The following is a 26776-nucleotide window of genomic DNA, read 5'->3' on the forward strand; positions in this document are numbered from 1 at the left end:
CCCGATCAATTCGCCTGATGCGTTCCGGCCTCGACTGACCATCCGCGCGCGACACAGAAGCTGCCAGGAAAGACCTGACGGCTTGTATTCGCTGTCAGCACTCGGCGCAACGCGACGGTCGGCCGGCGCACCACGCCGAGGGAGGTCAAGAACAGGGAATGGATCGCGGAACCTGGTCCGAGGGGCCGATCATGCGTCGCTGCGCGTGGAGTTCTCAGCGCTTTCCTTTCGGGCCGATCGAAGCGGCATTCGAGCTTGCATCGGTGGAGCGGGGCTTGTCGTGTCCACTCGTCCGGGACGGTGAGCGCCACGCCTCGAGGAGCATCTTGAGAAATTGGCTGGCATGAGGTGACAGCGTCGCGCCGCGCCTGCGCACAATACCGATCGTCCGCGACACCTCCGGCTCGATCAGCCTGATGGTGCGAATGATCGGATGACCGGCGGCGGGTGTCGCGAGCCTCGGCAACACGGCGATACCCAGTCCCTCTTCGACGAGGCCGAGCGAACCGGAGAGGTGAGCGACCTCGTAGGACCAATTCAGCTGCAGACCCTGTCGCGCCAGCGCATTGTCGATCAATGCGCGATTGCCGCTGTTGCGACCGACGGTGATGACCCGGTGCGAAACAATCTCCGACCAGCTTACCTGTTTGCGTGATGCCAGCGGATGGTCATGACGGCAGGCCAGGACGAAAGGATCCTCGACGAGTTTCTCAAATTCGATTTCGGCATGCGAAGCACCGATGAAATTGATGCCGAAGTCGACTTCCCCGCGCGCGACCGCCTCCAATCCCTCATTGGCACCGATGTCCAGAATCCGGATGCGAATGCGTGGATACGCTTCGGCAAACCGGCCGATCGCACGTGGCAGGAAGTAGAACACCGCCGTCGGCACCGCGGCGACCGAGACCAGGCCCGAACTGCGTGCGCCGATATCATGGATGGCGAGTACGGAGGTCTCGAACTCGTCGATGAGGCGGCGAACCTTCGGAAGGAGGTCGCGGCCGGTCATGGTGAGATTGACATGACGTGTCGAGCGTTCGAGCAAGGGCGCACCGAGGCTTTCTTCCAGCTTCTGAATGCGTCGGCTGAGCGCCGGCTGAGACAGGTTCAGCGCCTTGGCAGTCCGCACGAAGCTTCCCGTCTCGGCGACGGTGATGAACGCCTTGAGGTCGAGCAGCTCCGCATTCATGGCTGGTCTCCTATTATACCGATTAACGCATTAATTGTTCGTATATTTGCATTTTACAGAAGAGTTGCAAAGGAGGATGGTCGGTTCGCGGCAAAGACGTCGTCGAACGGAACAGCTTTCATGAATGATCAGATTGCCATCCCCTGCGTGGTCATGCGCGGCGGCACCTCGCGCGGGCCGTTCTTTCTGGCGAGGGATCTCCCCACCGATCCGAGGGCGCGGGATGCGGTCCTGTTGTCGGTCATGGGGGGCGGGCACGATCTTGGAATCGATGGGATCGGCGGCGGCAATGCCGTCATCAACAAGGTCGCGATCATCGGGCCGGGGTCGGTGCCCGGCGCCGACGTCGATTATTTGTTCGCCCAGGTGCGGGTTCGCGAGGGGATCGTCGATACCTCACCCAATTGCGGAAACATGCTGGCTGCGGTGGGACCGTTCGCGATTGAAGCGGGCCTGGTGACCGCCGCCGCAGAGCGCACCCACGTGCGTATCCACAATGTCAACACCGGCAAGTTGATCGATGCGACGGTTGCCACGCCCCGAGGACAGGTGACCTACGAGGGCGAGGCGCGGATCGACGGTGTACCGGGAACGGCTGCGCCCATCGAATTGTCCTTCCCCAACGCGGCCGGCGCACGCACCGGTCGCCTCCTCCCGACGGGACGAACGGTCGATCGCATCGACGGCATCGACGTGACCTGCATCGATGCGGCCATGCCGGTCATGCTGGTCCGCGCGGCGGATCTGGGCTGCAGCGCCCGGGAGGCGCCCTCGGATTTCACCGACAGCCGCTTCCGCGCACGTCTCGAGAACTTGCGCATCGAGGCCGGGCGCCTGATGGGTTTTCCAAATCCGGCTGCAATGGTGATTCCGAAACCTGTGCTGATCGCGCCCGTAAGCGAGGGGACGTTGAACGTCAGGTACTTCATGCCGCACGACTGCCACAGCGCGCTGGCGGTGACCGGCGCCGTCGCGATCGCGACGGCCTGTGTCACGCCCGGAACGCTCGCCGCAGACATGGTGGGATCGCTCGCGCCGCCGGTGCCGATCACGCTGGCCCATCCTTCCGGCCAACTCGTGGTTCGGCTGGAGCCCGGACCGGTGGCGCGGGTGCAGCGGACGGCCCGGCGAATTTTCGAAGGGCACGTCTTCGCCCGCCGAGCGCACCTGCCCCAGTCGGTGCTGGCGGCCTGACGCCGGACTGCTCTTAGAAACTTCAAGAATCACACCAAGGGAGAAACGAGAATGCAGATGCAAGCGCTGGCTGAGCCCGCGAACGCCGAGCCGCGAAAGCCATTCTACCGGATTCTCTATGTCCAGGTGCTGATCGGCCTGACGCTGGGTGTGCTCACGGGCCATCTCTGGCCTGAATTTGGTGCCGCGCTGAAGCCCCTCGGAGACGGCTTTGTCAAGCTCGTCAAGATGATGATCGCGCCCATCGTATTCTGCACCATCGTGAGCGGCATCAACAGCATCAGCGATTCCCGCGAGGTCGGCCGCACCCTGGTGAAATCCATGGCGCTGTTCTACCTGCTGACCGTGCTCGCCTTGCTCGCAGGGCTGATCGCGGTGTTGCTGATCCAGCCTGGCACGGGCATGCATGTGTCCGTCAATACGCTGGATCCGTCGGTGGCTGCGAAATTCACCAAGCAGGCAACCGCGACCGGGTTCGCCGATTTCATGCTGCACATCATTCCGCATTCGTTCTTTGGCGCCTTCGCCGACGGCGAAGTGCTGCCGGTCCTGCTGGTCTCCATCCTGATCGCCTTTGGCCTGAGCCGTGCCGGCGACGGCGGTGCCGTCGTGACGAAGGCGATTGAATCGTTCTCACAGGTTCTGTTTGTCTCGTTCGGCTTCATCATGAAGCTCGCTCCGCTCGGCGCTTTTGGCGCCATGGCGTTCACGGTCGGGCGCTATGGCATCCGCTCGATCGGCTCACTTGGGCTGCTGATCCTGACATTCTATGTCGCCTGCTCCGTCTTCGTGGTCGTCGTGCTCGGGACGCTGGCGCGGCTCAACGGCTTCAGCCTGTGGAAGACCATCCGCTACTTCAAGGAAGAACTGCTGATCGTGCTCGGCACGTCATCGTCGGAGCCAGCGCTGCCTGGCGCGTTGCGCAAGCTGGAGCAACTCGGGTGCCGGAAAGGGGTGTCGGGGCTTGTGCTGCCGATGGGCTACTCCTTCAATCTGGACGGCAGCGCCATTTATCTCACCCTGGCGTCGATCTTCATCGCGCAGGCCTGCGACATCCATCTGTCCTGGGGACAGATTGCGGCGATGCTCGGACTGATGCTGCTGACGTCCAAAGGCGCGGCCGGCGTCACCGGCAGCGGCTTCGTCGCGCTTGTCGCAACTCTCACCGTCATGCCGGATTTGCCCGTGACCGGCGTAGCGCTGCTCGTCGGCATCGACCGCTTCATGTCGGAGGCGCGGGCACTGACAAGCATGATCAGCAACTGCGTCGCGGCCATCACCGTTTCGCTGTGGGAAAACGCCTGTGATCGTGAGGTGTTGGCCCGTGAACTCGGGCAGCGCGGCACTCTCGACCTCGAGGTCGGCTCCGCGATGGGGGGAGCAAAAGCGATACAGGAGAACGCGGGTTGGATTTCGACGGCGAAATCCGCCGCTTGATGCCGCCTCGGATGAACCGGTTGTCATCCTGCTCAACACAGCCCGGCGGCGTAAAGCGCGATGACGATTCGTCCTGATCGCATCGCGCTTTAGTTGGACTTCGCGTTTTCCTTCGCGTTCTCCGCCGTCGGCGATCCCTCCGGCGCCTGCCGCTTGCCGCCGGTGATGCGTTGCTTCAAGAGATCGAGGAACGGAGATGCCGCCGGCGACTGCCGGATCAGGGCTTCGGGGTCGGGGAAGATCAGCGGATCGTCCCACGGACCCTGCACCATGAAGGGCAGTTGAAAGCCTGATGTGGTGTTGAGGCTCGCCACACCCTTCATATCGTATTCGCGCGTCGGCACCGACGCGGTGCCGGTCAGCGTGATCTTCGCCGCAGGTCCCTCGATGCGGATGTCCTCGGCCGTGGCGATCCCGTCGGCGAATTTCACGGCAATGGTGAGGTTGTCGTAAGGCGTCGAGCCGTTGCGAAAATTGCCGCCGCCGGACAGCGGCCGGCGCTCGAGCCGCTTCAGGAGCTGCTCGGCATTGAAGCCGGAGATGGCGCCGTCGTGCCCGGTCACGCTGGCGGTGCCGTCGAGCGACTGCACGAGGCCAAACGGGCTCGAGCCGGAGGCGACGAGAGACACGTTGATGTTGCCGCGGCCGGACAGCTTGTTGAGGCCGAACAGTTCGGTAGCGCAGGCCTGAAGGTCGACGTCGGTGAACTGGAATTGCGCCTTGATGTCGGCAACCGCGTCAGCGCGCGAGACGCCGAACGAGCCCTTGGCGATGCCGCCATAGACCTGGGCCTCGCCGACCGAGAGCGCCAGCGTGCCGTTGCGCAAATTGGCGCCGATCGCGGTGCGGCCGAGCTTGGTCGGGCCGACCGTCAGCTTCGCCGCCGAGAGGCGCATGTCGAGGTCGGTGCTCGACAATCCGTTGAGATCGAACAGCTGCCTGTTCCAATCGCGCGCGCCGCTCGCGAGCAGGCGGAAGGTGGAGATATAAGGCGTGAAGTCGAGCGCGTCGGCAGCGAGCGTCGCCTGCAATGTCTGCCGGCCGTTATTGGCGTAGGTCATGACGCCCTCGGCGGCGTTGCCGTCGAGCTCGACATTGACGTTGGTCAGCGCGATCGAGGCGCCGACGACATTGGCGCGGGCCTTCAGCGCGAAGCGGCCGAAGCCCCCGCTGCCGGGCTGCGGCTGGCCGGTCCAGCGCAGCGCGTTGCGCAAGGACGGGCTGTCGATGGTGAGCGTGCCCTCCATCATCGGGCTGGTGCGATTGGCGACACTGCCGTCAAAGGCGAGCTTGAGCGGGCTACTTGCGATCCGCGCCCTCAGGCCGGAGCGCTCGCCCGAGAGCGCCGCGACGAAATCGGCAAAGCTGATCGAGCCGTCGACGCGTTCGCCGCGCCAGTCGAACTGCCCGGTTGCGGCGAAGGAGCGCGAGATCGAGGGCCAGGCCAGCGACAGGTCGATGTCCTCAAACTTCTCGGTGGCATTGGTGACGACGTCCAGATAGTCGAGCAGGCCATCCTGGATCCTGATCTCGGAAAATGAGACCCGGTTGTCGGCGCCGGGCTTCATCGTCCGCGCAATGGTCTGGATGAACGGTGTCCAGTTGCTCTCGCCGTCCGGCTTCAGGCTGACATGGATATGCGGCCGCAGCAGCGTCAAGTCGGCGATCTCGAACCGTTGCAGCAGCAGCGGCAGCAGCCGAAGGTTGGCGGTGAGCACGTCGACATGGAGCGCGGGATCGGCGGTGCCGCCGCCCTTGAGGCCGACGTCATGGAAGGAGATGTAGCTCGCCGGCAGCACGGAAATGTCGATGTTGCCCGCCACGCTGAGCTCGAGCCCGGCGACGTCGCGGATTTGCGCTTCGACCGCCTTGCGCAGCGCGTCGCGGTTGATGAGCCAGGAGGTCGCGATCAGGGCGACCAGCACGACGCCGAGCAGCGCCGCAATCGGCGTCCCGAGGCGCTTCATTCCTTGGGCCATGGTCAATGGCATGTCCTGATCGGGTTGGTCGTTTGAGCTAGCTAAGGCGGGCCGGGAAACCTGCGCGCCCCGCGCTCAAGATCCTGTCCAAGTCCTGTTATGTTAAGTGCCGCAACTTGATGGGTTTTCTTGTCGCTTTCAAGGCCGCGGACGGTTCTGCCCACGGCGTGGGCAGCTTCTAGCACCGTCTCTCGGAACGGAGAACCCCGTATCATTGACGGCTTCGGACGATTTCGCCTAATAATCGCCACCAACAAGGGCGGGCGCGACGCCTCTCAGGTTTAAGTCGAGGGTTTTGCATGAACAAGGTCTATCCCGACGCCAAGTCGGCGCTTGAGGGCGTTCTCAAGGACAACATGATGATCATGTCCGGCGGCTTCGGCCTCTGCGGCATCGCCGAATCGCTGTCGGATGCGATCCGCGACTCCGGCGTGAAGGGTCTGACGGTCGTCTCGAACAATGCCGGCGTCGACGGCATCGGACTCTCCCGCCTGCTGGAGACCCGCCAGATCAAGAAGATGATCTCGTCCTATGTCGGCGAGAACAAGCTGTTCGCCCAGCAATTCCTCGCCGGCGAGCTGGAACTCGAATTCAACCCGCAGGGCACACTGGCCGAGCGCATCCGCGCCGGCGGCGCCGGCATCCCCGCGTTCTACACCAAGACCGGCGTCGGCACGCTGATCGCCGAAGGCAAGGAAGTAAAGGAGTTCGACGGCGAGAAGTATCTGATGGAGCGCGGCCTGTTCGCCGACCTCGCCATCGTGCACGCCTGGAAGGGCGACACCGCCGGCAACCTGATCTATCGCAAGACCGCGCGCAATTTTAACCCGATGATGGCGACCGCCGCGAAGATCACCGTGGCCGAGGTCGAGCACCTGGTTCCCGCCGGTGAACTCAACCCCGATCACATTCACACGCCCGGCATTTTCGTGAAGCGCATCGTCGAGGTCGGCACGGCCAAGAAGCGCATCGAATTCCGCAACACCCGTCCGCGGCCCGCGGCTTAACTCGCAACCCCTTAGGAGAGTCATATGGCCTGGACCCGTGAACAGATGGCCGCTCGTGCCGCCAAGGAGTTGCGCGACGGCTACTACGTCAATCTCGGCATCGGTATCCCGACGCTGGTCTCGAACTACATTCCTGATGGCGTCGACGTCAGCCTGCAGAGTGAGAACGGCATGCTCGGCATGGGCCCGTTCCCCTATGAGGACGAGGTGGACGCCGATCTGATCAACGCCGGCAAGCAGACCGTGAGCGAGCTGCCGTCCACCTCGTATTTCTCGAGCGCGGATTCCTTCGGCATGATTCGCGGCGGCCACATGGATCTGTCGATCCTCGGCGCCATGCAGGTGGCCCAGAACGGCGATCTCGCCAACTGGATGATCCCCGGCAAGATGGTCAAGGGCATGGGCGGCGCGATGGACCTCGTCGCCGGCGTCAAGCGCGTCGTCGTGGTGATGGAGCATTCCGCCAAGGATGGCCCGAAGCTCTTGAAGAAATGCAATCTGCCGCTGACCGGCGAGCGCGTCGTCGACATGGTGGTGACTGACTTGGCCGTCTTCACAATCGACAAGCACGGTGACGGCGGCATGGCCCTGATCGAGCTCGCCGACGGCGTCACGCTCGACGAGGTCAAGGCCAAGACCGAAGCCGAATTCCGCGTCGCGCTGACGAACACGTAAGGTCGCGCGATCACGAACGATTGGGATGGCCGGGCTTCGTCCCGGCCATTTTTGTTCGGCGACCAGGAGGTCGAGGTAGCAGGCCGCTTCTCTATTGCCGGTGGCGGCGTGCGGCATGACTGCGCTCTCAGCACCATCGGTCAAGATCGCAGGGCCCACATTTGAGCAAGCGCAAGGTCGTCTGCTGGAAAATGGGTCATCCTTTGCCATCCGGAGGTGCTGCGACTGTATGCAGCATCAATTTCCCGATGGGTAAGACATGAGGACCGATCTCGCGGCGAGCTATGGCGAAGAGCGATTGCCGCGCTACACGAGCTACCCGACCGCGCCGCACTTCTCGGCGGAGATCGGTGCCGACACCTACGCGCGATGGCTGTCCGAGCTCCCCTCGGGCGCCAGTGCATCGCTGTATCTGCACGTACCGTTCTGCCGCGAGATGTGCTGGTACTGCGGTTGCCATACCCAGATCGTCCGCCGCGACGAGCTCGTCGCGACCTATCAACGGACACTCCTCGGCGAGGTCGCCCTGGTCGCCGATAGCATCGGCCGCCGCATCAAGGTCGAGCACATTCATTTCGGCGGTGGTACGCCGACGATCATGGCACCGGAGGCCTTCGCGGAATTGATGGCGGCGATGCGCCACGCCTTCTTCGTGCTGCCCTCGGCCGAGATCGCGGTCGAGATCGACCCGCGGACGCTGACGTCAGAGATGGTCGAGGCCATGCGGCTCTCCGGCGTCAACCGCGTCAGCCTCGGCGTGCAGAGTTTCGATCCCGTCGTGCAGCGCGCGATCAACCGTGTGCAGAGTTATGAGCAGACCGCCTCCGTCGTCAACATGCTCCGGCAGGTCGGTATCGGGGGAATCAATTTCGATCTGATCTACGGCCTGCCGCACCAGACCATCGCATCCTGCCTGGATACGGTGCGTCGCGCGCTCGCGCTCGCCCCCGACCGCTTTTCGGTGTTCGGCTATGCACATGTGCCGGGCTTCAAGAGGCACCAGCGCATGATCGACGAGACCCATTTGCCTGATGGCCTCACACGCCACGACCAGGCCTGCGCCATCGCCAACGCGCTGAACGAGGCCGGCTATGTGCAGATCGGCCTCGACCATTTCGCGAAACCTGGCGATGCCATGGCCGTGGCCTACGAGCAGGGGACGCTGCGGCGCAATTTCCAAGGCTATACCACCGACCAGGGCGAGGTGCTGCTCGGCTTCGGCGCCAGCGCCATCGGACATCTGCCACAGGGTTACGTCCAGAACGAGGTGCAGATCGGCGCCTATCAGCAGAGCATCGCCAGCGGTAGGCTCGCCACCGCGAAGGGCTATGGACTCAACGACGACGACCGGCTGCGTGCTGACATCATCGAGCGCATCATGTGCGAGTTCGGCGCCGATCTCGGCGAGATCTGCGCGCGCCATGGCGCTGAGCCAAAGGCGATGCTGCGATCTGCGTCGCGGTTGAAGTCGCTGATCTCGGACGGCGTGGTGAGAATGGATGGCGACCGTCTTGCGGTCGCGAACGATTCGCGCTTTCTGGTCCGCAGCGTCGCCGCCGCATTCGATGCCTACCTGGATCCGGGCAAGCAGCTGCACAGCCGGGCGGTGTGAGATTCCTTTTGTCATTCCGGGGCGCGCCTCTTGGCGCGAGCCCGGAATCCATTTCACCGCATCGCTTGCCGCCCGATGGATTCCGGGCTCGCGCTTCGCGCGCCCGGAATGACAGCGAAAGAACTCGCGACAGCTTGCGCTTCCAAAAGGAAACTCGGCCCCGTCCCGCTATCGTTCGGTCGGAACGGAGACTGTCATGCCCTTCCGATCTGACGATCCGGCTGATGTCCATCGGTCGGCTTCATTGGCGGCCGCACGCCCTTGCGCCAGTCGGTGATGGTGCAGCCGAAGCGGCCGCGAAACCAGCGTGCCATGGCGCTCTGCGCGGAGAAGCCCAGTTGCGCGGCGATATCCGCCAGCGGCCGGCCGGAGTCCTCGATCAGCTTGATCACGAGGTCGGCGCGTTGCGCATCGAGGATCGCCGAGAAGCTGGTGCCTGATGCGGCGAGGTGGCGGTGGATGGTGCGGCGGGTGCAGGCCAGATGCTCGGCGACGCGTTCGACCGTGCAGTCGCCGCTCGCGAGCAGGCCGCGTACGACCTCGTCGACTTTCTCCTCCCAGCCTGCGGGCCGGCTTTCCATCGCCTCGATTCGCTTGCGCAAGTAGCTGGCGATGAGGGGATGCGCGCTCGGGATCCGGCGCTCCATGTCGTGCGCCGACATCACGATCGCGTCCTCGTCCGCGTTGAAGAGAACGCGGCAGCCGAAGAAGCCGCGGTAGCGCTTGCGGTCATGCGGCGGGGGGTAGTGCAGATGCACTTCCTGCGGCCCCCAATCGCTGCCGAACAGCGATTGGATGATGCGGTGGACGCTGCCGAGCGCCATGTCGATCGATTGGCGCGGCGCGGTCGGCTGCCGCCCGCGCAGATGCAGGATGATCGTCACGGTCTGCTTGTCCCTGACGATTTCGAGCTTCATGCCGTCGTGATGGATAGGGATGAAGCGAGAGAGAGCCTCGATCGCCTCGCCGACCGTCGCCTGTTCGCGCACGATCAGGCCGACCGCGCCGAAATTGGTCAGGCCGCCGCGCTCGGCCAGCCGTAAGCCGAAATCTTCAGCACCGGATTCCGCTGCCGATATCTCGAGCAGACGACGCAGGGCCGGGACCGCAATGGGCGTATCGGGCTCGTCCAGGATGGCGAGCGGCAACCTGACCTTCTGCATCATCTGCCTGGGGTCGAGCCCGACCGACCGGGCCACCTCCGAGTAACAGCTCAAACCTGCGCTGCGAATGAGGTCGGTCATGCGACCATGTCCTGTCAGCCATTCCCGTGGATGTCCCGAAATGTAAAGTTTCTGTCCCGATCCGTCAAATCCGGGAACCGAGTGCACCATACATAAGGGAAAAGCCAAGCACCGGCGCGAATGCCGTGCTGATGACGGCGGGTCGCGAGAAGCCCCTTGGCCGTCGATGGCCATTTGACCAAGACATTGCTGGATCGGGATTATGCCGGGGAACATGTTTTCCAAGGGCGAAGTATTCGTCATTGAAACCGACGCTGCCTCTCGCGAACAATTGTCCGACGCGCTTCAGCAGAGCGCCTATGACGTGATCTGCTTCGCCGATGGCGCATCGCTGCTGTCGGAGGCTAAGGCGCGGATGCCGGCCTGCGTGCTGCTGGAGATGCCGGCCGATCGCTCCGCCCTCGACGTGCTCAAGCGTCTGCGCGAGGAAAACTGCATGGCGCCGGTGCTGGTGACCGCGGCGAACGGCAGCATCGCCATGGCGGTCGATGCCATCAAGAGCGGCGCGGCCGATTTCATCGAAAAGCCGTTCCGCACCCACGATATCGTCGGCCGGATCGACGCCGCGATCGACGAGTTTGCCCAGCCGGAATCGACCAGACATCGCTGGTTGCAGGGTTGCGACGCTCTGACCGCGCGTGAGAACGACGTGCTCACGCATCTTGCCGCCGGCCTCACCAACAAGGAGATCGCCCGCCGCATGCATCTGAGCGCGCGTACGGTCGAGGGCTATCGGGCCAACATTTTGAAGAAGGCGGCCGCCCGCAACGTGACGGACCTGCTTCGCCGCATTTTCGGCCAGGGTTCGCCCAGTCAGGTCTGACGGGCGAGGTTCGCCTTTCGGACGAATTTGTGCCGCTGCGTGGTGACGCGTTCCGCGGCCATGGTGCCGCCGCGGCGGTGCCCCACGGAAACCCCAATCGAACCGGTTCCTTCCCTGCCGCGTCCAACCATTTTGGCGTGGCATTTGATCGCGCGTCCGGCTGGCGACGCGGCGATATCGGCAGGGAGAATTGTGATGCGCATCACCGCAAGATGTTTGGCGACGACGAGCCTGGTCCTGGTGACCACAGCGCTCGCCTCGCCCTCATGGGCCGCCGATGTGGACGCCACATCGGCCATCGACACCGTCACCGTCTGTCCTGATGGCGCCACCGTCACGCGCGTGATCGCGCTCGACCTCGCCTCAGGGGATTCGACGCTGGTCGCCAAGGACTTCCCGCTCTCGCTCGATCCGTCCTCGCTCCGCGTCGAGGGCGAGGCGGGTGCCAAGCTCACGATCGGCACGATCGATGCGCGGCCGCCGCGGGCGGCACCACCGGTGAATCTGCCCGAGCTCGACAAGCGCATCGAGGCGCTCAAGGACGAGCGCGCCGATCTGCAAGGCACAATCGATGCGGCGGCCGCCCGGCGCAAATTCGCGCAGCGCTTTGCCGAAGCCTCTCCCGCCGGCCTTGGCGAGAAAGGCGAGGCGCGCCCGATCACTGAATGGCGCGCGGCCTTCACTGCGGTCGCCGAGGAAGTCGCGGCCGCCGAAACGGCGATCCGCGATGCCACGCGAAAACAGCGCGAGATCGATCGCCAGATCGCGCAGCTCGAGGCCGACCGGTCCGCCAAGCCGCCGAGCAAGCTCGAGGTGCGCATCGACGTCGCCTCGGCCGCCGCGACGAAGGCGACGCTGCGCGTGACCTATACTGTGCGCAATGCGCGCTGGCTCCCGCTCTATGACGCCCGGCTCGACACCGGCGCCAAGGATCGCAAGCCGCAACTCGAGCTGGTCCGCCGCGCCGAGGTCACGCAGTCGACCGGTGAAGACTGGTCGAATGTCGCGCTCGGCGTTTCCACGGTCCGTATCGCCCGCGGCGGCAGCGCGCCGGAACTGGGTTCGCTGGTGGCGCAATATCCGCAGGTGCCGAAGCCGCTGGCGGCGGGTTCGGTCTCCGATCTGGCGCGGCCGGCCCCAATGGCGCGTCAGATGCAGTCTCCTCCCTTCGCGAGCAAGGTTGCAGAGGCGGCCGAACCGCGCGAGCGGGCCGACGAGCAGCAGGCAGTCGCCGAGATCGGCGACTTCGAGGCCACCTTCAAGATCCCCGGCCGCGTCAGCCTCGGTGCTGCCGAGGGTGCCAAAAGCCTGCGCATCGCCTCGATGAGCGTGCCGGCCGACCTTGCGGTACGCGCCGCGCCGGTGCAGGACCCCACCGCCTTCCTCGAAGCCAGTTTCAAGCAGACCGACGATACGACGCTGCTGCCTGGCAAGGTTGCGATCTACCGTGACGGAATCTTCGTTGGCCGCGGCAAGCTCGCAGCAACAGCCAAGGACGACATCGTGCGCCTCGGTTTCGGCGCCGACGACAAGGTCAAGATCGAGCGCGCCGTGCTCAAGCGCAACGAAGGCTCGGCCGGCTTGATCGTGACGACCTCGAAGACTGACGAGCGCGCCTTCAAGACCACCATCCGCAACGGCCACGACTTCCCGATCCATGTCGCGATCGAGGATCAGCTGCCGGTCAGCGAGGTCGACGAGATCGTGGTCGAGATGCTGCCCACGACCACGCCGCCTACCGCAAAAGACATCCGTGACAAGCGCGGCGTGCTGGAATGGTCGTTCGACGCCAAGCCCGGTGAGATCAGGGACATCAACTTCGCCTGGCGCGTCCGCTGGCCGAAGGACAAGACCATGGTGATCGTGCCGTCGGGTTAGCAGTCGCGCCACGAAGGAGATGTGCTTCCTCCCCCGCAAGCGGGGGAGGGAGAGGACCGAGGAGAGGAAAAACTATTCCTTCACCGCGCCGGTCAGCGACGAGACGTAATAATCCACGAATAGCGAGTAGAAGATCGCAACCGGCAGCGAGCCGAGCAGCGAGCCCGCCATCAGCGCGCCCCATTGATAGACGTCGCCGGTGACGAGTTCGGTCAGGATCGCGACCGGCACGGTCTTGTTGGCTCCGCTCTGGATGAAGGCAAGCGCGTAGATGAACTCGTTCCAGGACAGCGTGAAGGAGAAGATGCCGGCCGAGATCAGGCCGGGCACCGCGAGCGGCAGCGTGATCCGGCGCAGGATCTGCAGCCGCGTCGCACCGTCGACCAGCGCGCATTCCTCGAGCTCGTACGGGATCGACTTGAAATAGCCGATCAAAAGCCAGGTGCAGAACGGCACCAGGAAGGTCGGATAGACCAGGATCAGCGCCAGCGGGGAATCGAACAGGCCGAATTGCACCACCACGGTTGCGAGCGGGATGAACAGGATCGACGGCGGCACGAGATAGGCGAGGTAAATGCCAAGGCCGACATAGGGGCTGCCGCGGAAGCGCAGGCGTTCGATCGCATAGGCGGCAAGTGTGCTCGCGACAAGCGACAGCGTGGTCGAGCCGATCGCGACCATCATCGTCGTCCACAGCCAGCGTGGATAGGCGGTGTCGAACAACAGATGCTTGATATGCGCCAATGTCGGCGAGGAGATCCAGAACGGGTTGTGCTCCCGGTAGTTCATCAGCTCCGCGTTCGGCTTGAACGAGGTGATCGCCATCCAGTAGAACGGAAACAGCAGAATCAGCACGAAGCAGCCGAGCGGCAGATAGATCATCATCAGCCGCCGCAGCCCGGAATCCCAGGCCATGGTGTCGGGCGCTGTTTGGGCGACGGAGGCTTGTGCGACAGCGTCAGTCATTGGCCTCTCCCTGCTGCCATTTGCGCCGCGCCAGGCCGAAATAGGAAAACAGCGTCGCGAACACCAGGAACGGGATCATCGACACCGCGATGGCCGCTCCTTCGCCGAGTTCGCCGCCGGCGATGCCGCGCTGGAACGCCAGCGTCGCCAGCAGGTGGGTCGAGTTGACCGGGCCGCCGCGGGTGATGGCGTAGACCAGCTGGAAATCCGTAAAGGTGAAGATGATCGAGAAGGTCATGACGATGGCGAGAATCGGCATCATCATCGGGAAGGTGATGTAGCGGAAGCGCTGCCATGAACTGGCGCCGTCGAGCATCGCGGCCTCATAGAGCGATGGCGAGATGGTCTGCAGGCCCGCCAGCAGCGAGATCGCGACAAAGGGAATGCCGCGCCAGATATTGGCGGCGATCAGCGAGAACCGCGCCGGCCAGGGCGAGCCGAGGAAGTCGACATTGCTCGTGCGCCAGTGCAGCACGTCGACCAGGAGATAGGAGATGATCGAGAATTGCGGATCGTAGATCCACCAGAACGCCAGCGCCGAGAGCACTGTCGGCACGATCCAGGGCAGCAGCACGATGGCGCGCAACAGGCTCTTGAACGGAAAATGATTGTTGAGCAGCAGCGCGAGCCAGAAGCCGAGCGCGAACTTCCCGAATGTCGCTATCCCGGTATAGAGCACGCTGTAGAACACCGCGTTCCACCACAGGGGATCGGTGAACAGATACTGGAAGTTCTCGAGGCCGATGAACTCGCCCTTGCGGCCGATCGTGGTGTCGGTAAAGGCGAGCCAGATGCCGAGCCCGAGCGGATAGGTCAGGAACACCGCAAGCAGCCCGATCGCGGGCGCGAGGCACATCACGATCAGGAACGGCTTGTAGTCGAATAGCCGCACCAGCCAGTTCGGTTGCCGCTGGGCCAGTATGGGAGAGGACAGGGTGGTCACGGACATTAGTGTTGTCCTGTCTTTGAACGTTACCACATCGTCATTGCGAGGAGCGAAGCGACGAAGCAATCCAGACTGCACCCGCGGAGAGATTCTGGATTGCTTCGCTTCGCTCGCAATGACGATCGCTACTTCTGCCGCCTGAAATATCGCTTGCAACGCTGCTCCGCCTCCGCAGCCGCGGCTTCAGGCGTCGCAGCGCCGGTTGCGACCGAGGCGAACATTTGGACAAGCACATAGTCGGCGTTGACAGCGCCCGTCGCAGTCGAAATCGGGCCGTTGTAGCCGTTGTAGTAGGTGCTCTTCATCGTATCCTTGAAGATGGCGACCTTAGGGTCGCCCGACCACACGGCGGCGTCCGCATAGGCCGCGAGCGGCTGCGCCCAATAGCCGGAGTTGGCGTTCAACCAAGGCTCGTACTGGTCTTTCTCCAGCATGAATTGCAGGAAGGCCTTTGCCGCGTTGGGATACTGGCTGTGCTTGAACACCATGGCATTCAGCGTCAGCCCCGACATTGGCGAGATCTTGGCCACGCCCTTCGGCAGCGGCTGATGTTCGCTGTCGTCGGCGATCGCCTTGGTTGCCGGATCGTTCTTGAGCGAGAAGTACAGCGAGACGCCGTTGGCGGTCAGCGCGATCTCCTGGGCGGAATAGGCGCGATTGTTCGACACGTCGTTCCACGACGTCGTGCCGGCGATGAAGGTTGGGTAGAGTTGCTTGACCCAGTTCAGCGCGGCAATCGTCTCCTTGCTGTTGATGGTCACGTTGCCCTCTTCATCGAGCAGTGCCGCATTGTGCGACCAAAGCGCCCAGCTGGCAAAGCCGTTGCCGTCGCCGACGGCGTTGCCGAGCGCAAAGCCCGCCGGCTTGCCCGCCTTTTGCAGCTTCTGGCACAGATCGAGAATGCCGGCGTGATCTTCCGGCACCTTGTCGAAGCCGACCGATTGCAGGATCGATTTGCGATAGATCAGCGGCCCGCCGGAGGCTCCAAAGGGGAGTCCAATCCAGGAATCGCTCTTGGCCTTCTTGCCGTAGATCTTCGCCAGGTTCTGCCAGCCGCCGTACTTCTTGCCGAGATAATCGGCGACGTCGGTCAGCTCGATCAGCTTGTCGATATAGATGTGCGGTGCATCGGAGAAGCCGATGATAATGTCGGGGCCCGCGCCGGAATTGGCCGTGACCGCGGTCTGCTGGTTGATGTCCTCCCAGCCGACGAAATCGACCTTGACCTCGACCCCGGTCTCCTTGGTGAACTTGGCCGCATTGGCGCGGAACACGTCCTCGTCGGCCTGCACGAAGCGCACCGGCCGCAGCATGCGCAAGCTTGCGCCCTTCTCGATCTCGCGCTTGGGCGCCGGAACGTCGGCGGCCTTGATATTTGACGTTTGCGCCGCAACACCGGTGGCGGCGAACGTCGCAGCGGACAGGCCCAGCGCCAAGGCATCACGACGTGTGATGTCGTTCCTCATCAGTTCCTCCCTATGATGTCTCCCTTCCCGGCGTTGATCGCCGGTGAAGGGCCGTTCGGTTCCCTGCGCGTTTGCCGCGAGGGACCGCCTTAGCTGTTCGGGCCGCGGTCCATGCTGACGGGCTGCCAGCGGCGGAGCGCGGTGTCTTGCAGCACCGACGGATTGACGCAGCTTACCGGCCACATGCCCTGCAGCACCAGTGACAATTCGTAGCCTACGCGGCGCTTGCGCGCCTCGTCGAACCGTGCCGAGGCCGAAGCGACATGGGCGGTCAGCGTCACGTTCTCCATGCCCAGGATCGGGTTGTTGTGCGAGGGCGGTTCCTTCTCCAGCACGTCGAGTGCGGCATGGGCGATCCAGCCCTCCTGCAGCGCCTTGATCAGGCTTTCCTCGTCGACCGTGGCACCGCGCCCGGTGTTGATGAAGATCGCGCCCTTCTTCATCTGCCGAAAATGCTTCTCGGTCAGCATGTGATGCACTTCGGGCCGGGCGGGGGCGTGCATCGAGACGAAGTCGGATTGCGACAGCACCTCGTTCAGCGTCGCCGGGATGACGCCGTGCTCCCACATCAGGGTTTCCTGGATGAAGGGATCGTAGGCCATCATGCGCAGGCCGAATGGAGCTGCGCGCTTGGCGACCGCACGCGCGACGCGGCCGAACGAGATGAAGCCGAGCGTCTGGCCCATCAGCCGCGGAATCTTCAGCAGCGCCGGCCGCCCCTCGGCCCATCGCCCTGAGCGCACCATCTTGTCCTGCTCGACCAGGCGGCGGAAGCCTGCCAGCAACAGCATCATGGCGTGGTCGGCGACTTCCTCGATGAAGGTGTCGGGAATGTTGGTGACGGGAATGCCGCGTGCAGTTGCCGCCTTCACATCGACGCTGTCGACGCCGACCGAGCCGAGCGTGATGACCTTGCAGTTCTGCAAGCTGTCGATGATGTTTTTGGTGATCGGGATGCCCTTGGCGTAGATCGCGTCGGCATTCTTCGCGGCGGCGATGAACTCGGCCTCGTTGGCCGGCGCCTCGACGATCTCGGCATCGATCGGATCGAGCGCCTCGCGCTCGTACGAATAGTCGCTGCCGGCGACCGTGAAGCTCGCGCCCTTCGGCGTCACCACCCTGTATTTCGGCATTTCCAGCTCCCGATTTTGTTTGTCGGTTCTTGTTGCGACCCGCCTTCGGACGGGCCTTTACGTCTTTTACGCGAAATCGACGTGAGTGCGTACAATTCCCGGTTGTCGCTGCAGCGATTATTTGCCGTTTTCCGCGGCAGCGTCCGGGCTTCTACGGAGACCTGTAAGGAACTTGCTAAGGTGTCCCCCACTAACAGTTAATTCAATTTCGAACGATCGACTCGCGTGCATCCCTTTTTTTCCGGAGCCTATCCCGTGAAGTTAAGCAATCTGAAGATCGCCCCCAAGCTTGGCATCCTTGTCGGCGTCACCTTGTTCGGCCTCTGCGTCGCCGGGTTCCTCGCCGGCTATCTGATGAAGTACGAGATGGTGAATGCGCGCATCGACCAGGCCAAGGCGATCGTCGATTTGGGGCGCAACTATGCAGCCGCGCTGAAGAAGCGCGTCGATGCCGGCGAGCTGACGAAGGATGCAGCCATGGCCGAGCTTCGCCGCTACGGCAACGCGATGATCTACGACAACGGTGCGGGCTATCTGTTCGGCACGACCTATGACGGCATCACCCAGCTCGCGCCCGATCCGAAGCAGATCGGGCTGAACCGCATGGACGTCGTGACCAACGGCCGCAGGCTGTCGCAGGAGTTGATGGATGGCGTCAAGGCCAACGGCTCGATCCTGCTCTACTATGAATATGTGAAGCCCGGTCAGGAAACGCCGATCCGCAAGATCGGTTATGCGGTCGCCATTCCCGGCTTCGACATGTATCTCGGCACCGGCGCCTACCTCGACGACATCGACGCCAAGATGGGCCCGGTCTACTGGATGCTCGGCCTTGCCATGCTTGGCATCCTCATCGTCGCCGGCAGCGTCGCCTGGCTGCTCGGCCGCAGCATCAGCCGCCCGCTGGCGCTGCTCGGCGCCCGCATGAAGGACCTCGCCGACGGCAAGCTGGACGGCGACATCCCGGGCGTTGGCCGCGGCGACGAGGTCGGCGCGATGGCTTCGACCGTCCAGATCTTCAAGGACAACGCGGTCCGCATCCGCGAGATCGAGAAGAGCGAAGCGGACGCCAAGGAGCGCGCCGCGTCGGATCGTCGCCGCGCGATGGAAGATATCGCCAGCGACTTCGAGCGCAGCGTCAACGGCATCGTTCGCTCGGTCTCCTCGGCTGCGGCCGGCATGCAGTCGACGGCGCAGTCGATGACTGCGACCGCCAGCGACGCCTCTTCGCGCGCAGCGACCGTCGGCGCCGCCTCGCAAAAAGCCTCCGGCAATGTCGGCACGGTCGCCGCGGCTGCCGAGGAGCTGTCGAGCTCGGTCACGGAAATCTCCCGCCAGGTGACGCGCTCGACCGAAGTTGCGAGCCGCGCCGTCAGCGATGCCGAGCGCACCAACGCGACGGTGCAGGAGCTCTCCACCGGCGCCGAGAAGATCGGCGAGGTGGTCAAGCTCATCCATTCGATCGCGGCGCAGACCAATCTGCTCGCGCTCAACGCCACCATCGAGGCGGCGCGTGCCGGCGAGTCCGGCCGCGGCTTCGCCGTCGTCGCCTCCGAGGTCAAGGCCCTGGCCAACCAGACCGCCAAGGCGACCGAGGAAATCTCCGCCCAGGTCGCGGCGATGCAGACCTCGACCAGCGATGCGGTCGCGGCCATCGGCGGCATCACGCAGACGATTGCCGAGATGAGCGAGATCACCGCCGGCATCTCGGCCTCGATCGAGCAGCAGGGCGAGGCGACCCGCGAGATCGCCCGCAACATCCAGTCGGTCGCGGCCGGCTCGGCCGAGATCAACGCCCATATCGGCAGCGTCACGTCCGCCGCGGAAGCGACCGGTACCGCCGCCGGCGACGTGCTGACCAACGCCCGCGAGCTGGATCACCAGTCCGGCGCGCTGCGTAGCGCGGTGGACGGATTCCTCGCCAAGGTCCGCGCGGCGTAGGTTTCTGGCACTAGTCTCGTAGGGTGGGCAAAGACGCGAAAGCATTGTGCCCACTCTTTCTTTTGAGTTCACGATGATGTTCAGGTGGGCACGCTTCCGCCTTCGCTCTGCGAGCTACGGTGGACAGGTCGCTTTGCCCACCCTGCGAGAGCCTTCCCTTGGCGCGGAATTACTTCACCGTCGAGAGGCGATGACGACGCCGGCGAGCACCAGTGCGTAGCCGATCAGGTGAAATGGCTGGAGCCTTTCGCCGAGCAGCAGGATCGCCATCGCCGAGCCGAATACCGGCACCAGATGGAAGAACGGCGCGGCGCGATTCGGTCCGATCAATGCGACGCCGCGGTTGAAGAAGAGATAGGCGAGCGTCGAGGGGAAGATCAGGATCCAGCCGAGCGTCAGCAGCGTCACGGTGTCGAACTGCAGCACCCTGCCGCTCCATCCCTCCCAGATCGCCGTCGGCAGCAGCATGAAGGCGCCGCAGCAGGTGGTGAAGGACAGGAAGGAGAGCTGATGAACCTTCGGCCGTCGCGGGATGAAGGCGGAGTAGAGGCCGAACGCCACCAGCGAGGAGGCGAACATGATGTCGCCCCGGTTGAACGAGATGCTCGCCAGCGCCGCCAGGTCGCCACGCAGGATGATGATGAGGACGCCGACCAGCGAGATCGCGATGCCGGCGAACTGCCCGGCGGTCAGCCGCACGCCAAACAACACCAGCGACCACAGCGCCACGAACAGGGGACCCGCCGACTGGATCAGCAGCGCGTTCAGCGCCTCGGTATATTGCAGCGCCCAGTACGAGATCGCGTTGTTGAAGGCAAAGCCCACCAGTGACAGGAACAGCATCAGCGGCAGGCTTTTGCGCAACGCCGGCGAGTCGCGCTTCAGATGCGGCCAGGAGAACGGCAGCAGGATCAGGAACACGCCGAACCAGCGGATCGTCGTCACCGTCAGTGGCGGCACATGCGCGCCGACATGGCGTGCGATCACGATGTTGCCGGCCCAGAACAGCGAGCTCAGGCTGAGCAGCAGATAAGGCTGGTTGTTGAGCCAGCTGGCCGGATTCGAGGCCGCTGGCGCGGGCGATGCAATCGTCATTGGCGTTGCGTACGACCTTGCGCCGGATGGTCGTCATGACACAAGTCCCGTCGCCGCAATGCTACAATGCAGGCAAACCCTACGGAGGTGCCATTGGCGGTTAATATGTTGAACATCGAGGGCCTGGAACGGCTCGACCGGCATGCGCCGGTGGTGATGCTGAACCTGATGCGTTTCCACGCCCGTTCGCGCGACGGTGACGGATCCGGCTGGGATGCGTATTTGCGCTACAGCGCGATCACCGTGCCCATGATCAAGGCGCGCGGCGGCACGCTGCTGTGGACCGGCGAGGCCAGGGCGATCGCGCTCGGCCCGCACCAGGGCAATGCGTGGGATTTCGTCGCGCTGGTGTTCTATCCATCGGTCGCAGCCTTCCTCGACATGATGACGTCGGAGGCTTACGAGCGCGATGCCGACCCGCATCGCCTCAACGGCTGCGCCGAGCACGTCATCATCGCGACCAGCGAGGCCTACAGCAAGTTCAGGGCAAGCTAGCTCGCTTGCTTCCGCGATGCCACGAAAACGCCCGACAGCACCAGCGCGAAGCCGATGAAGTGAAAGGCCTGCGGCAGTTCGCCGAGGAAGACCATGGCCATGATCGAGCCGAACACCGGCACGACATGGAAGAACGGCGCGGCGCGATTGGCGCCAATCAGGCGGACGCCGCGGTTGAAGCAGAGATAGGCGAGTGTCGAGGGAAACACCGAGACGTAGAACAGGGTGAGCAGGTTCGGCCCGTCGAGCTTCATGACCGGGCGTGCCGATATTTCCCAGATCTCCAGCGGAATGAGACACGCGGCACCGGCCCCGAAGGTGAAGGCGAGGAACGACAGGCCGTGGATCGGCGGCCGCTTCAACGTCAGCACCGAATAGAGCGCGAAGATGATCAGCGCGACGATGAAGATCAGGTCGCCCTTGTTGAAGGCGATGTTCGACAGCGTGGTGAGATCGCCGTGCAGCAGGATGATCAGCACGCCGCACATCGAGAGCAGCACGCCGAAGGCCTGCGCGCCCGTGAGCCTGATTCCGAGGATGACCAGCGACCACAGCGCCACGATCAGGGGCGCGGCCGACTGCAGCAGAAGTGTATTGAGCGCCTGGGTATGCTCCAGCGCCCAATATTGCAGGGTATTAAAGGCGCCGATGCCGGTGATCGACAGCACGATCATCAGGCCGAGCTTGTTGCGGATGGCCGGCCAATCCCGGGCGAGGTGCTTCCAGGCGAACGGCAGCACCAGCAGGAAGGCGAAGCTCCAGCGCAGGAAGGACAGCGTCACCGGCGGGATGTGGCCGGCGGCGAGCCGCCCCACCACCGCATTGCCCGCCCAGCACATCGCGGTGATGCTGAGCAGGAGATAAGGCTGGTTGGCGATCCAGCTATGGCCCGATGATTCGGCGCTGGTGGTCTGGCCGGTGGCGGTCATTGTAATTGTTATGGCCCCGCGTCATGCACCGAGGCTCCCGGCCCGGCGTTCGGGCCGGCTGATCGCCCGGCACCTCTCAAAGACACGGAAATGCGCCCGACATCAATGCCGCGCGGTGCATCGCCATCATGCGCAGGGCGGTGCAGCAGGAACCTCAGCCGGTCGGTCCCGTGCGGATCGCGAACGGCTTCAAAAGTTCGGCGCAGGCGAGATAGACGACGACGAGAAGCGCGATGCCGGCCATCATGATCGGCGGCGGCGCGACGAAGCCGAACCAGGTCCCGAGCGGCGTGAACGGCAGGGCTATCGCGGCGAACAGGGCGATCAGTGAGGAGGCCGCAAGCACGGGATCGGGCCAGTTGTGCCAGGGCCGTCCATAGGTGCGGATAACGAAGATCACCAGGATCTGCGTCGCCATGGATTCGACGAACCAGGCGGTGCGGAACTCGTCCGGCGAGGCCTTGAACAAATAAAGCAGCGCGCCAAAGGTGAGAAAGTCGAACACCGACGACAGCGGCCCCATGATCGCGGCAAAACGCACCAGCCGCGACATGCTCCACACCTGCGGCTTCACGGTTGCCTGCGCCGAGACGCGGTCGAAAGGGATGCCCAGCTCGGAGAGATCGTAGAGCAGGTTGTTGAGCAGGATCTGCGTCGGCAGCATCGGCAGGAACGGCAGTGCGATCGAGGCCGCCGCCATCGACAGCATGTTGCCGAAGTTCGAGCTCGCGCCCATGCGGACATATTTGAGGATGTTGGCGAAGGTGCGCCGGCCTTCCTCGACGCCGTCGGCGACGACTTCGAGATCCGACGCCAGCAGGATCATGTCGGCAGCAGCCTGCGCCACACCGGTGGCGCCGTCGACCGACAGGCCGACATCGGCAGCCTTCAGAGCCGGTGCGTCGTTGATGCCGTCGCCAAGGAAGCCGACCACCTCGCCGCCGGCCTGAAGCGCCTTCACGATGCGCGATTTCTGGTCCGGTGCGAGCCGGCCGAACGCATCGGCCGAGCGCACCTGCACGGCAAGCGCCTCGTCGCTGAGCTCGGCGATGTCGGCTCCCGACAGCACGCGCTCGGCATTGAGCCCGACCAGGGCGGCGAGCCGCTTCACCACAACGGGATCGTCCCCCGACAGGATCTTCAGCCTCACGCCGCCCGCTGCGAGCCGGGCGATCGCGGCCGCGGCCGTCGGCTTCGGCGGATCGGCGAAGGCGCAGAGACCTTCGAAGACGAGGTCGGTCTCGTCGTCGGTCTCGACCTCACGCAGCGCGCCGCTCCACGCCCGCGACGCGATGGCCACGGTGCGCAGGCCCTTGGTGGCGAGCGCGTGGACGCGGGCCATTGCCGCCTCGCGCGAACGTTGGTCCATCGCGCACAATTCCAGCACGGCCTCCGGCGCGCCTTTGACGATCAGTCGCGCGCCTTCGGGGCCGGTGGCGAGCACCGATCCCAGCCGGCGCGAGAAATCGAAAGCCTGCCGTCCGGCGAGTGTCCAGCCTTGGCAAGCCTCCGGTCGGCCGGCGACGAGGGCGGCATCGAGCGCGCCACGGTCGCCGCCGAGCGAGGCCGCAATGGCCCCGAGCCGCGCGGCGCGCGCATCGTCCTTGCCGGCGGCATCGAGGCTTCTGGCGAGCGTGATCTCGGCCGATGTCAGCGTGCCGGTCTTGTCCGTGCACAGCACGGTCATGGCGCCGAGGTCGTGAATGGCGGCGAGCCGCTTCACGATCACCTTGCGGCCGGCCATGCGCAGCGCACCGCGCGACAGCGTCACCGTCGTGATCATCGGCAGCAGTTCCGGCGTCAGCCCGACCGCGAGCGCGACGGCGAACAGCAGCGAATCGAGCACGGGACGGCCGAACACGACGCGGATGGTGAGCACGACCAGCACCAGCGCCAGCGTGGCGCGCGCGATCACGAGGCCGAATTCGCGCAAGTCCCGTTCGAAGGGAGAGGGCGCCTGCGCCTCGGCGAGCGCGGAGGCCGCCGCGCCGAACACGGTGTCGCGGCCGGTCCTGACCACGAGCGCGATCGCCTCGCCGGTTTGCGCGACGGCGCCGCGGAACAGCGCGTTCGAGGTGTCGTCGGGGCCGGCGCATGGCCCGGCGCGTTTCTGCACCGGATAGGGCTCGCCGGTGAGCGCGGCTTCACCCGCGGTGAAGGCGGTGCTCTCCAGGATCAGCGTGTCAGCCGGGATGATGTCGCCGGCGCGGACGCGCAGCAGATCGCCGGGCACGACGCGCTCGACATCGATATCGACAAATGCGCCGTCGCGGCTGACCTCGGCCTTCAGGGCCACCGAGCGGCGGAGAATCTCGGCGGCGCGGACCGCGTGTCCCTCCTGGATGGTATCGAGGCCGATCGAGAGCGCGAGGATCAGGACGATGATGAGCCCGCCGATCTCGTCGCCGGTCAGCATCGAGATGATGCCGGCCACCAGAAGGATCAGCGACAACGGTTCGAGCAACCGGCGCAGGATCGCGCGCGCCGCGCCCTCGATCCGCGGCGGTGCGTCGGTGTTCGGTCCGAAACGGTCGAGGCGTTCGTCGGCCGCCGCCGCTGACAGACCGTGCAAGGAGCAGCCGAGCTGCGCGCTGAGCGCCTCGGCCGAAAGACGCCAGAAATGGCTGGCCTGGTTGTTTGATGGCTGGGTCACGGCGTGTCTGAAAAAGGGGCCTGCTGACCTCAGGAAGGTAAGCTGCGGAGGTGACATCAGTCCCTTGGCACGACCAGGCGCCGGCATGATTGATACGGGTCAATCCGTCGCCCGCGCGCCCGCCCGATACGGCCGTGAAGGTTGCTGGATTTTAAGGGGATATCAAAGGCTTGGGACACGCCCTGGGCCCGAAAAAAGCCCCGTTCTTGCTTGCTTAGAGGGGCCGCTTCCTTTATCCGGTGGAGCTGCCTCGCGTGCGAACGGCCTTCGGCCGGGAATTGGGCTGGGCGCATCTAAAATTCTCGAAGGATTACCCGCGAATGGCCAATGTTGTCGTCGTCGGCGCCCAGTGGGGCGACGAAGGAAAGGGCAAGATCGTCGACTGGTTGTCGGAGCAGGCGGATATCGTCGTCCGCTTCCAGGGCGGCCATAACGCCGGGCATACGCTGGTCATCAACGGCGCGACCTACAAGCTCGCGCTGCTGCCCTCCGGCGTGCTGCGAGAGGGCAAGCTGTCGGTCATCGGCAACGGCGTGGTGTTCGATCCCGCCGCCTTCCTCGACGAGATCGCCAAGCTCAAGGCGCAGGGCGTGGCTGTCAGCCCGGACAATCTGCGCGTCGCCGAGAACGTCACCCTGATCCTGCCGCTGCATCGCGAGCTCGATGCGCTGCGCGAATCCTCCAACGCGGCGACCGCGATCGGCACCACGCGCCGTGGCATCGGCCCGGCCTACGAGGACAAGGTCGGCCGCCGCGCCATCCGCCTGATGGATCTTGCCGACCTCAACACCCTGCCGCACAAGATCGACCGGCTGCTGGCGCACCACAATGCCTTGCGCCGAGGGCTCAACCTGCCTGAGTTCGACGGCAAGGAGATCCTGAAAGAGCTGAGCGCGCTGGCGCCGCAACTGCTGCCCTATGCAGAGACGGTGTGGCGCCTGCTCGATATCGAGCGGCGCGCCGGCAAGCGCATGCTGTTCGAGGGCGCGCAAGGCGCGTTGCTCGACGTCGACCATGGCACGTATCCTTATGTCACCTCGTCCAACACGGTCGCAGCGCAGGCCGCGACCGGCGCTGGCCTTGGACCGGGCGCGGTCGGCTACGTGCTGGGCCTCTGCAAGGCCTACACGACCCGCGTCGGTCAGGGCCCGTTCCCGACCGAGCAGGACAACGCGATCGGCCGCAAGATCGGCGAGCGCGGCCGCGAGTTCGGCACCAACACCGGCCGTCCGCGCCGCTGCGGCTGGTTCGACGCGGTCCTCGTCCGTCAAGCCGTCCGCACCTGCGGCATCAACGGGCTGGCACTGACAAAACTCGACATTCTCGACGGCTTCGACACGATCGATGTCTGCGTCGGCTACAAGCTCGACGGCAAGGAGATCGACTATTTCCCCGCGGGTGAAGGCGCGCAGGCCCGGGTCGAGCCGATCTATGAGACCATCGAGGGCTGGAAGGAGCCGACCGCCAATGCGCGGTCCTGGGCCGATCTGCCGGCCCAGGCCATCAAATATGTCCGCCGGATCGAGGAATTGGTGGGGTGCCCGGTCGCACTGCTTTCCACCAGCCCCGAACGCGAGGATACTATCCTCGTGCAAAACCCGTTTGAGGCTTAACGATCTCTTACCAGGACGCGGGTATAGTTGAGTTGAAATGGCTGATTACTATCCGCTGATCGCCCGCGCTATTGCCGCCTTGGACCCCAACGCTCCCGGCGAAAGCCGGCGCGCGCTCTATGAACGGGCGCGCACGGCGCTGATCGCGCAGCTGCGCAGCGTGCAGCCGCCGCTGTCCGAATCCGAGATCACCCGCGAACGCCTGTCGCTGGAAGAGGCCGTCCGCAAGGTCGAATCCGAGGCCGCGCAGCGCGCCCGCGAGGCCTCGCGCCCCGGCGGTGGTGCCCGCGCTGGCGGTGGCAGCGGCGATGCGTTCCGCCGGGCCAGCGCCCGTGCGACCGAAACCAACCAGCCGCCATCCGCTCAGCCGGCCGCGCCGCCGCGCGCGCGTCCGGCCGCGCCGTCGCCGCGGCCGTCGATCGGCGGCGACGACCAGGGCGAGACCCCGCGTCCGCCGCGCGCCCCGCGTTTCGATGCACCGCGCCAGCCGGCTCCGCCGGA

At 64.7% G+C, this 26776-nt stretch carries 20 protein-coding genes and 1 pseudogene; 11 read left to right on the top strand and 10 right to left on the bottom strand.

What is annotated here, in order from left to right:
• Positions 1-214: 214 nt before the first annotated feature.
• Positions 215-1189 carry a LysR family transcriptional regulator gene (locus AOQ71_RS35755; protein ID WP_057757338.1) on the bottom strand — a complete coding sequence of 325 codons (975 nt, stop codon included), beginning with the start codon at positions 1187-1189 and terminating at the stop codon, positions 215-217.
• A 120-nt stretch (positions 1190-1309) separates the two neighbouring features.
• On the opposite strand from AOQ71_RS35755, the gene AOQ71_RS35760 reads away from it, so the two are divergent.
• Complete coding sequence (locus AOQ71_RS35760; protein ID WP_057757340.1) at positions 1310-2383, top strand: 4-oxalomesaconate tautomerase; 1074 nt, start codon at positions 1310-1312, stop codon at positions 2381-2383.
• Positions 2384-2434: 51 nt separating this feature from the next.
• A complete protein-coding gene (dctA, locus tag AOQ71_RS35765) occupies positions 2435-3820 on the top strand; it encodes a C4-dicarboxylate transporter DctA (RefSeq protein WP_057757342.1) in 1386 nt (461 codons plus the stop codon).
• Positions 3821-3909: 89 nt separating this feature from the next.
• Here the strand turns inward: dctA and AOQ71_RS35770 are convergent, their stop codons facing one another.
• A complete protein-coding gene (locus AOQ71_RS35770; RefSeq protein WP_057757344.1) occupies positions 3910-5799 on the bottom strand; it encodes an AsmA family protein in 1890 nt (629 codons plus the stop codon).
• A 299-nt stretch (positions 5800-6098) separates the two neighbouring features.
• Here AOQ71_RS35770 and AOQ71_RS35775 point away from each other — a divergent pair, with 299 nt between their 5' ends.
• The 3 genes from AOQ71_RS35775 to hemN all read left to right on the top strand — a co-directional run bounded on the left by AOQ71_RS35775 (position 6099) and on the right by hemN (position 9093).
• Positions 6099-6806: a CoA transferase subunit A gene (locus AOQ71_RS35775; protein ID WP_057757346.1), complete on the top strand. Its 708-nt coding sequence runs from the start codon at positions 6099-6101 to the stop codon at positions 6804-6806.
• Positions 6807-6830: 24 nt separating this feature from the next.
• A complete protein-coding gene (locus tag AOQ71_RS35780; protein ID WP_057757348.1) occupies positions 6831-7481 on the top strand; it encodes a 3-oxoacid CoA-transferase subunit B in 651 nt (216 codons plus the stop codon).
• 259 nt (positions 7482-7740) lie between these two features.
• Positions 7741-9093, top strand: coding sequence for an oxygen-independent coproporphyrinogen III oxidase (gene hemN / locus AOQ71_RS35785; RefSeq protein WP_057757350.1), 1353 nt, complete (start codon positions 7741-7743; stop codon positions 9091-9093).
• A 194-nt stretch (positions 9094-9287) separates the two neighbouring features.
• Here the strand turns inward: hemN and AOQ71_RS35790 are convergent, their stop codons facing one another.
• Positions 9288-10337, bottom strand: coding sequence for an AraC family transcriptional regulator (locus tag AOQ71_RS35790; protein ID WP_057757353.1), 1050 nt, complete (start codon positions 10335-10337; stop codon positions 9288-9290).
• Between the two features lie 202 nt (positions 10338-10539).
• Between AOQ71_RS35790 and AOQ71_RS35795 the strand changes: the two genes are divergently transcribed.
• On the top strand, positions 10540-11160 hold the full coding sequence (locus AOQ71_RS35795) for a response regulator transcription factor (protein ID WP_057757355.1): 621 nt from the start codon (positions 10540-10542) through the stop codon (positions 11158-11160).
• A gap of 195 nt (positions 11161-11355) precedes the next feature.
• Positions 11356-13038 carry a mucoidy inhibitor MuiA family protein gene (locus tag AOQ71_RS35805; protein ID WP_057757358.1) on the top strand — a complete coding sequence of 561 codons (1683 nt, stop codon included), beginning with the start codon at positions 11356-11358 and terminating at the stop codon, positions 13036-13038.
• Between the two features lie 72 nt (positions 13039-13110).
• Here AOQ71_RS35805 and AOQ71_RS35810 read toward each other — a convergent pair whose 3' ends face one another.
• The 4 genes from AOQ71_RS35810 to AOQ71_RS35825 all read right to left on the bottom strand — a co-directional run bounded on the left by AOQ71_RS35810 (position 13111) and on the right by AOQ71_RS35825 (position 17549).
• Positions 13111-14004, bottom strand: a complete 894-nt coding sequence (locus AOQ71_RS35810) for a carbohydrate ABC transporter permease (RefSeq protein WP_057757360.1) — start codon at positions 14002-14004, stop codon at positions 13111-13113.
• Complete coding sequence (locus AOQ71_RS35815) at positions 13997-14953, bottom strand: carbohydrate ABC transporter permease (RefSeq protein ID WP_057757362.1); 957 nt, start codon at positions 14951-14953, stop codon at positions 13997-13999. Before AOQ71_RS35815 ends, AOQ71_RS35810 begins: the two co-directional genes overlap by 8 nt.
• Before the next feature lie 122 nt (positions 14954-15075).
• Positions 15076-16416: an ABC transporter substrate-binding protein gene (locus AOQ71_RS35820; protein ID WP_057757364.1), complete on the bottom strand. Its 1341-nt coding sequence runs from the start codon at positions 16414-16416 to the stop codon at positions 15076-15078.
• An 89-nt stretch (positions 16417-16505) separates the two neighbouring features.
• Positions 16506-17549: a C-terminal binding protein gene (locus AOQ71_RS35825; RefSeq protein WP_057757366.1), complete on the bottom strand. Its 1044-nt coding sequence runs from the start codon at positions 17547-17549 to the stop codon at positions 16506-16508.
• 255 nt (positions 17550-17804) lie between these two features.
• Here AOQ71_RS35825 and AOQ71_RS35830 point away from each other — a divergent pair, with 255 nt between their 5' ends.
• A complete protein-coding gene (locus AOQ71_RS35830) occupies positions 17805-19490 on the top strand; it encodes a methyl-accepting chemotaxis protein (protein ID WP_057757586.1) in 1686 nt (561 codons plus the stop codon).
• 174 nt (positions 19491-19664) lie between these two features.
• Here AOQ71_RS35830 and AOQ71_RS35835 read toward each other — a convergent pair whose 3' ends face one another.
• Positions 19665-20585: a DMT family transporter gene (locus AOQ71_RS35835; protein WP_057757368.1), complete on the bottom strand. Its 921-nt coding sequence runs from the start codon at positions 20583-20585 to the stop codon at positions 19665-19667.
• A 105-nt stretch (positions 20586-20690) separates the two neighbouring features.
• On the opposite strand from AOQ71_RS35835, the gene AOQ71_RS35840 reads away from it, so the two are divergent.
• Positions 20691-21080, top strand: a complete 390-nt coding sequence (locus AOQ71_RS35840; RefSeq protein ID WP_205668296.1) for a DUF1330 domain-containing protein — start codon at positions 20691-20693, stop codon at positions 21078-21080.
• Here AOQ71_RS35840 and AOQ71_RS35845 read toward each other — a convergent pair.
• Together AOQ71_RS35845 and mgtA are read right to left on the bottom strand one after the other, a co-directional pair.
• Positions 21077-22009 carry a DMT family transporter gene (locus AOQ71_RS35845; protein WP_057757372.1) on the bottom strand — a complete coding sequence of 311 codons (933 nt, stop codon included), beginning with the start codon at positions 22007-22009 and terminating at the stop codon, positions 21077-21079. The two genes, AOQ71_RS35840 and AOQ71_RS35845, sit on opposite strands and share 4 nt — an antisense overlap.
• A 154-nt stretch (positions 22010-22163) precedes the next feature.
• On the bottom strand, positions 22164-24662 hold the full coding sequence (mgtA, locus tag AOQ71_RS35850; RefSeq protein ID WP_057757374.1) for a magnesium-translocating P-type ATPase: 2499 nt from the start codon (positions 24660-24662) through the stop codon (positions 22164-22166).
• A gap of 320 nt (positions 24663-24982) precedes the next feature.
• Between mgtA and AOQ71_RS35855 the strand changes: the two genes are divergently transcribed.
• Both AOQ71_RS35855 and AOQ71_RS49145 read left to right on the top strand, forming a co-directional pair.
• Positions 24983-26275 (top strand): adenylosuccinate synthase, encoded by a 1293-nt coding sequence (locus AOQ71_RS35855; RefSeq protein ID WP_057757376.1) that lies wholly within the window; start codon positions 24983-24985, stop codon positions 26273-26275.
• A 37-nt stretch (positions 26276-26312) separates the two neighbouring features.
• Positions 26313-26776, top strand: a pseudogene (locus AOQ71_RS49145) (hypothetical protein); the annotation flags it as partial.

Source organism: Bradyrhizobium manausense, from assembly GCF_001440035.1.
Lineage (GTDB): Bacteria > Pseudomonadota > Alphaproteobacteria > Rhizobiales > Xanthobacteraceae > Bradyrhizobium > Bradyrhizobium manausense.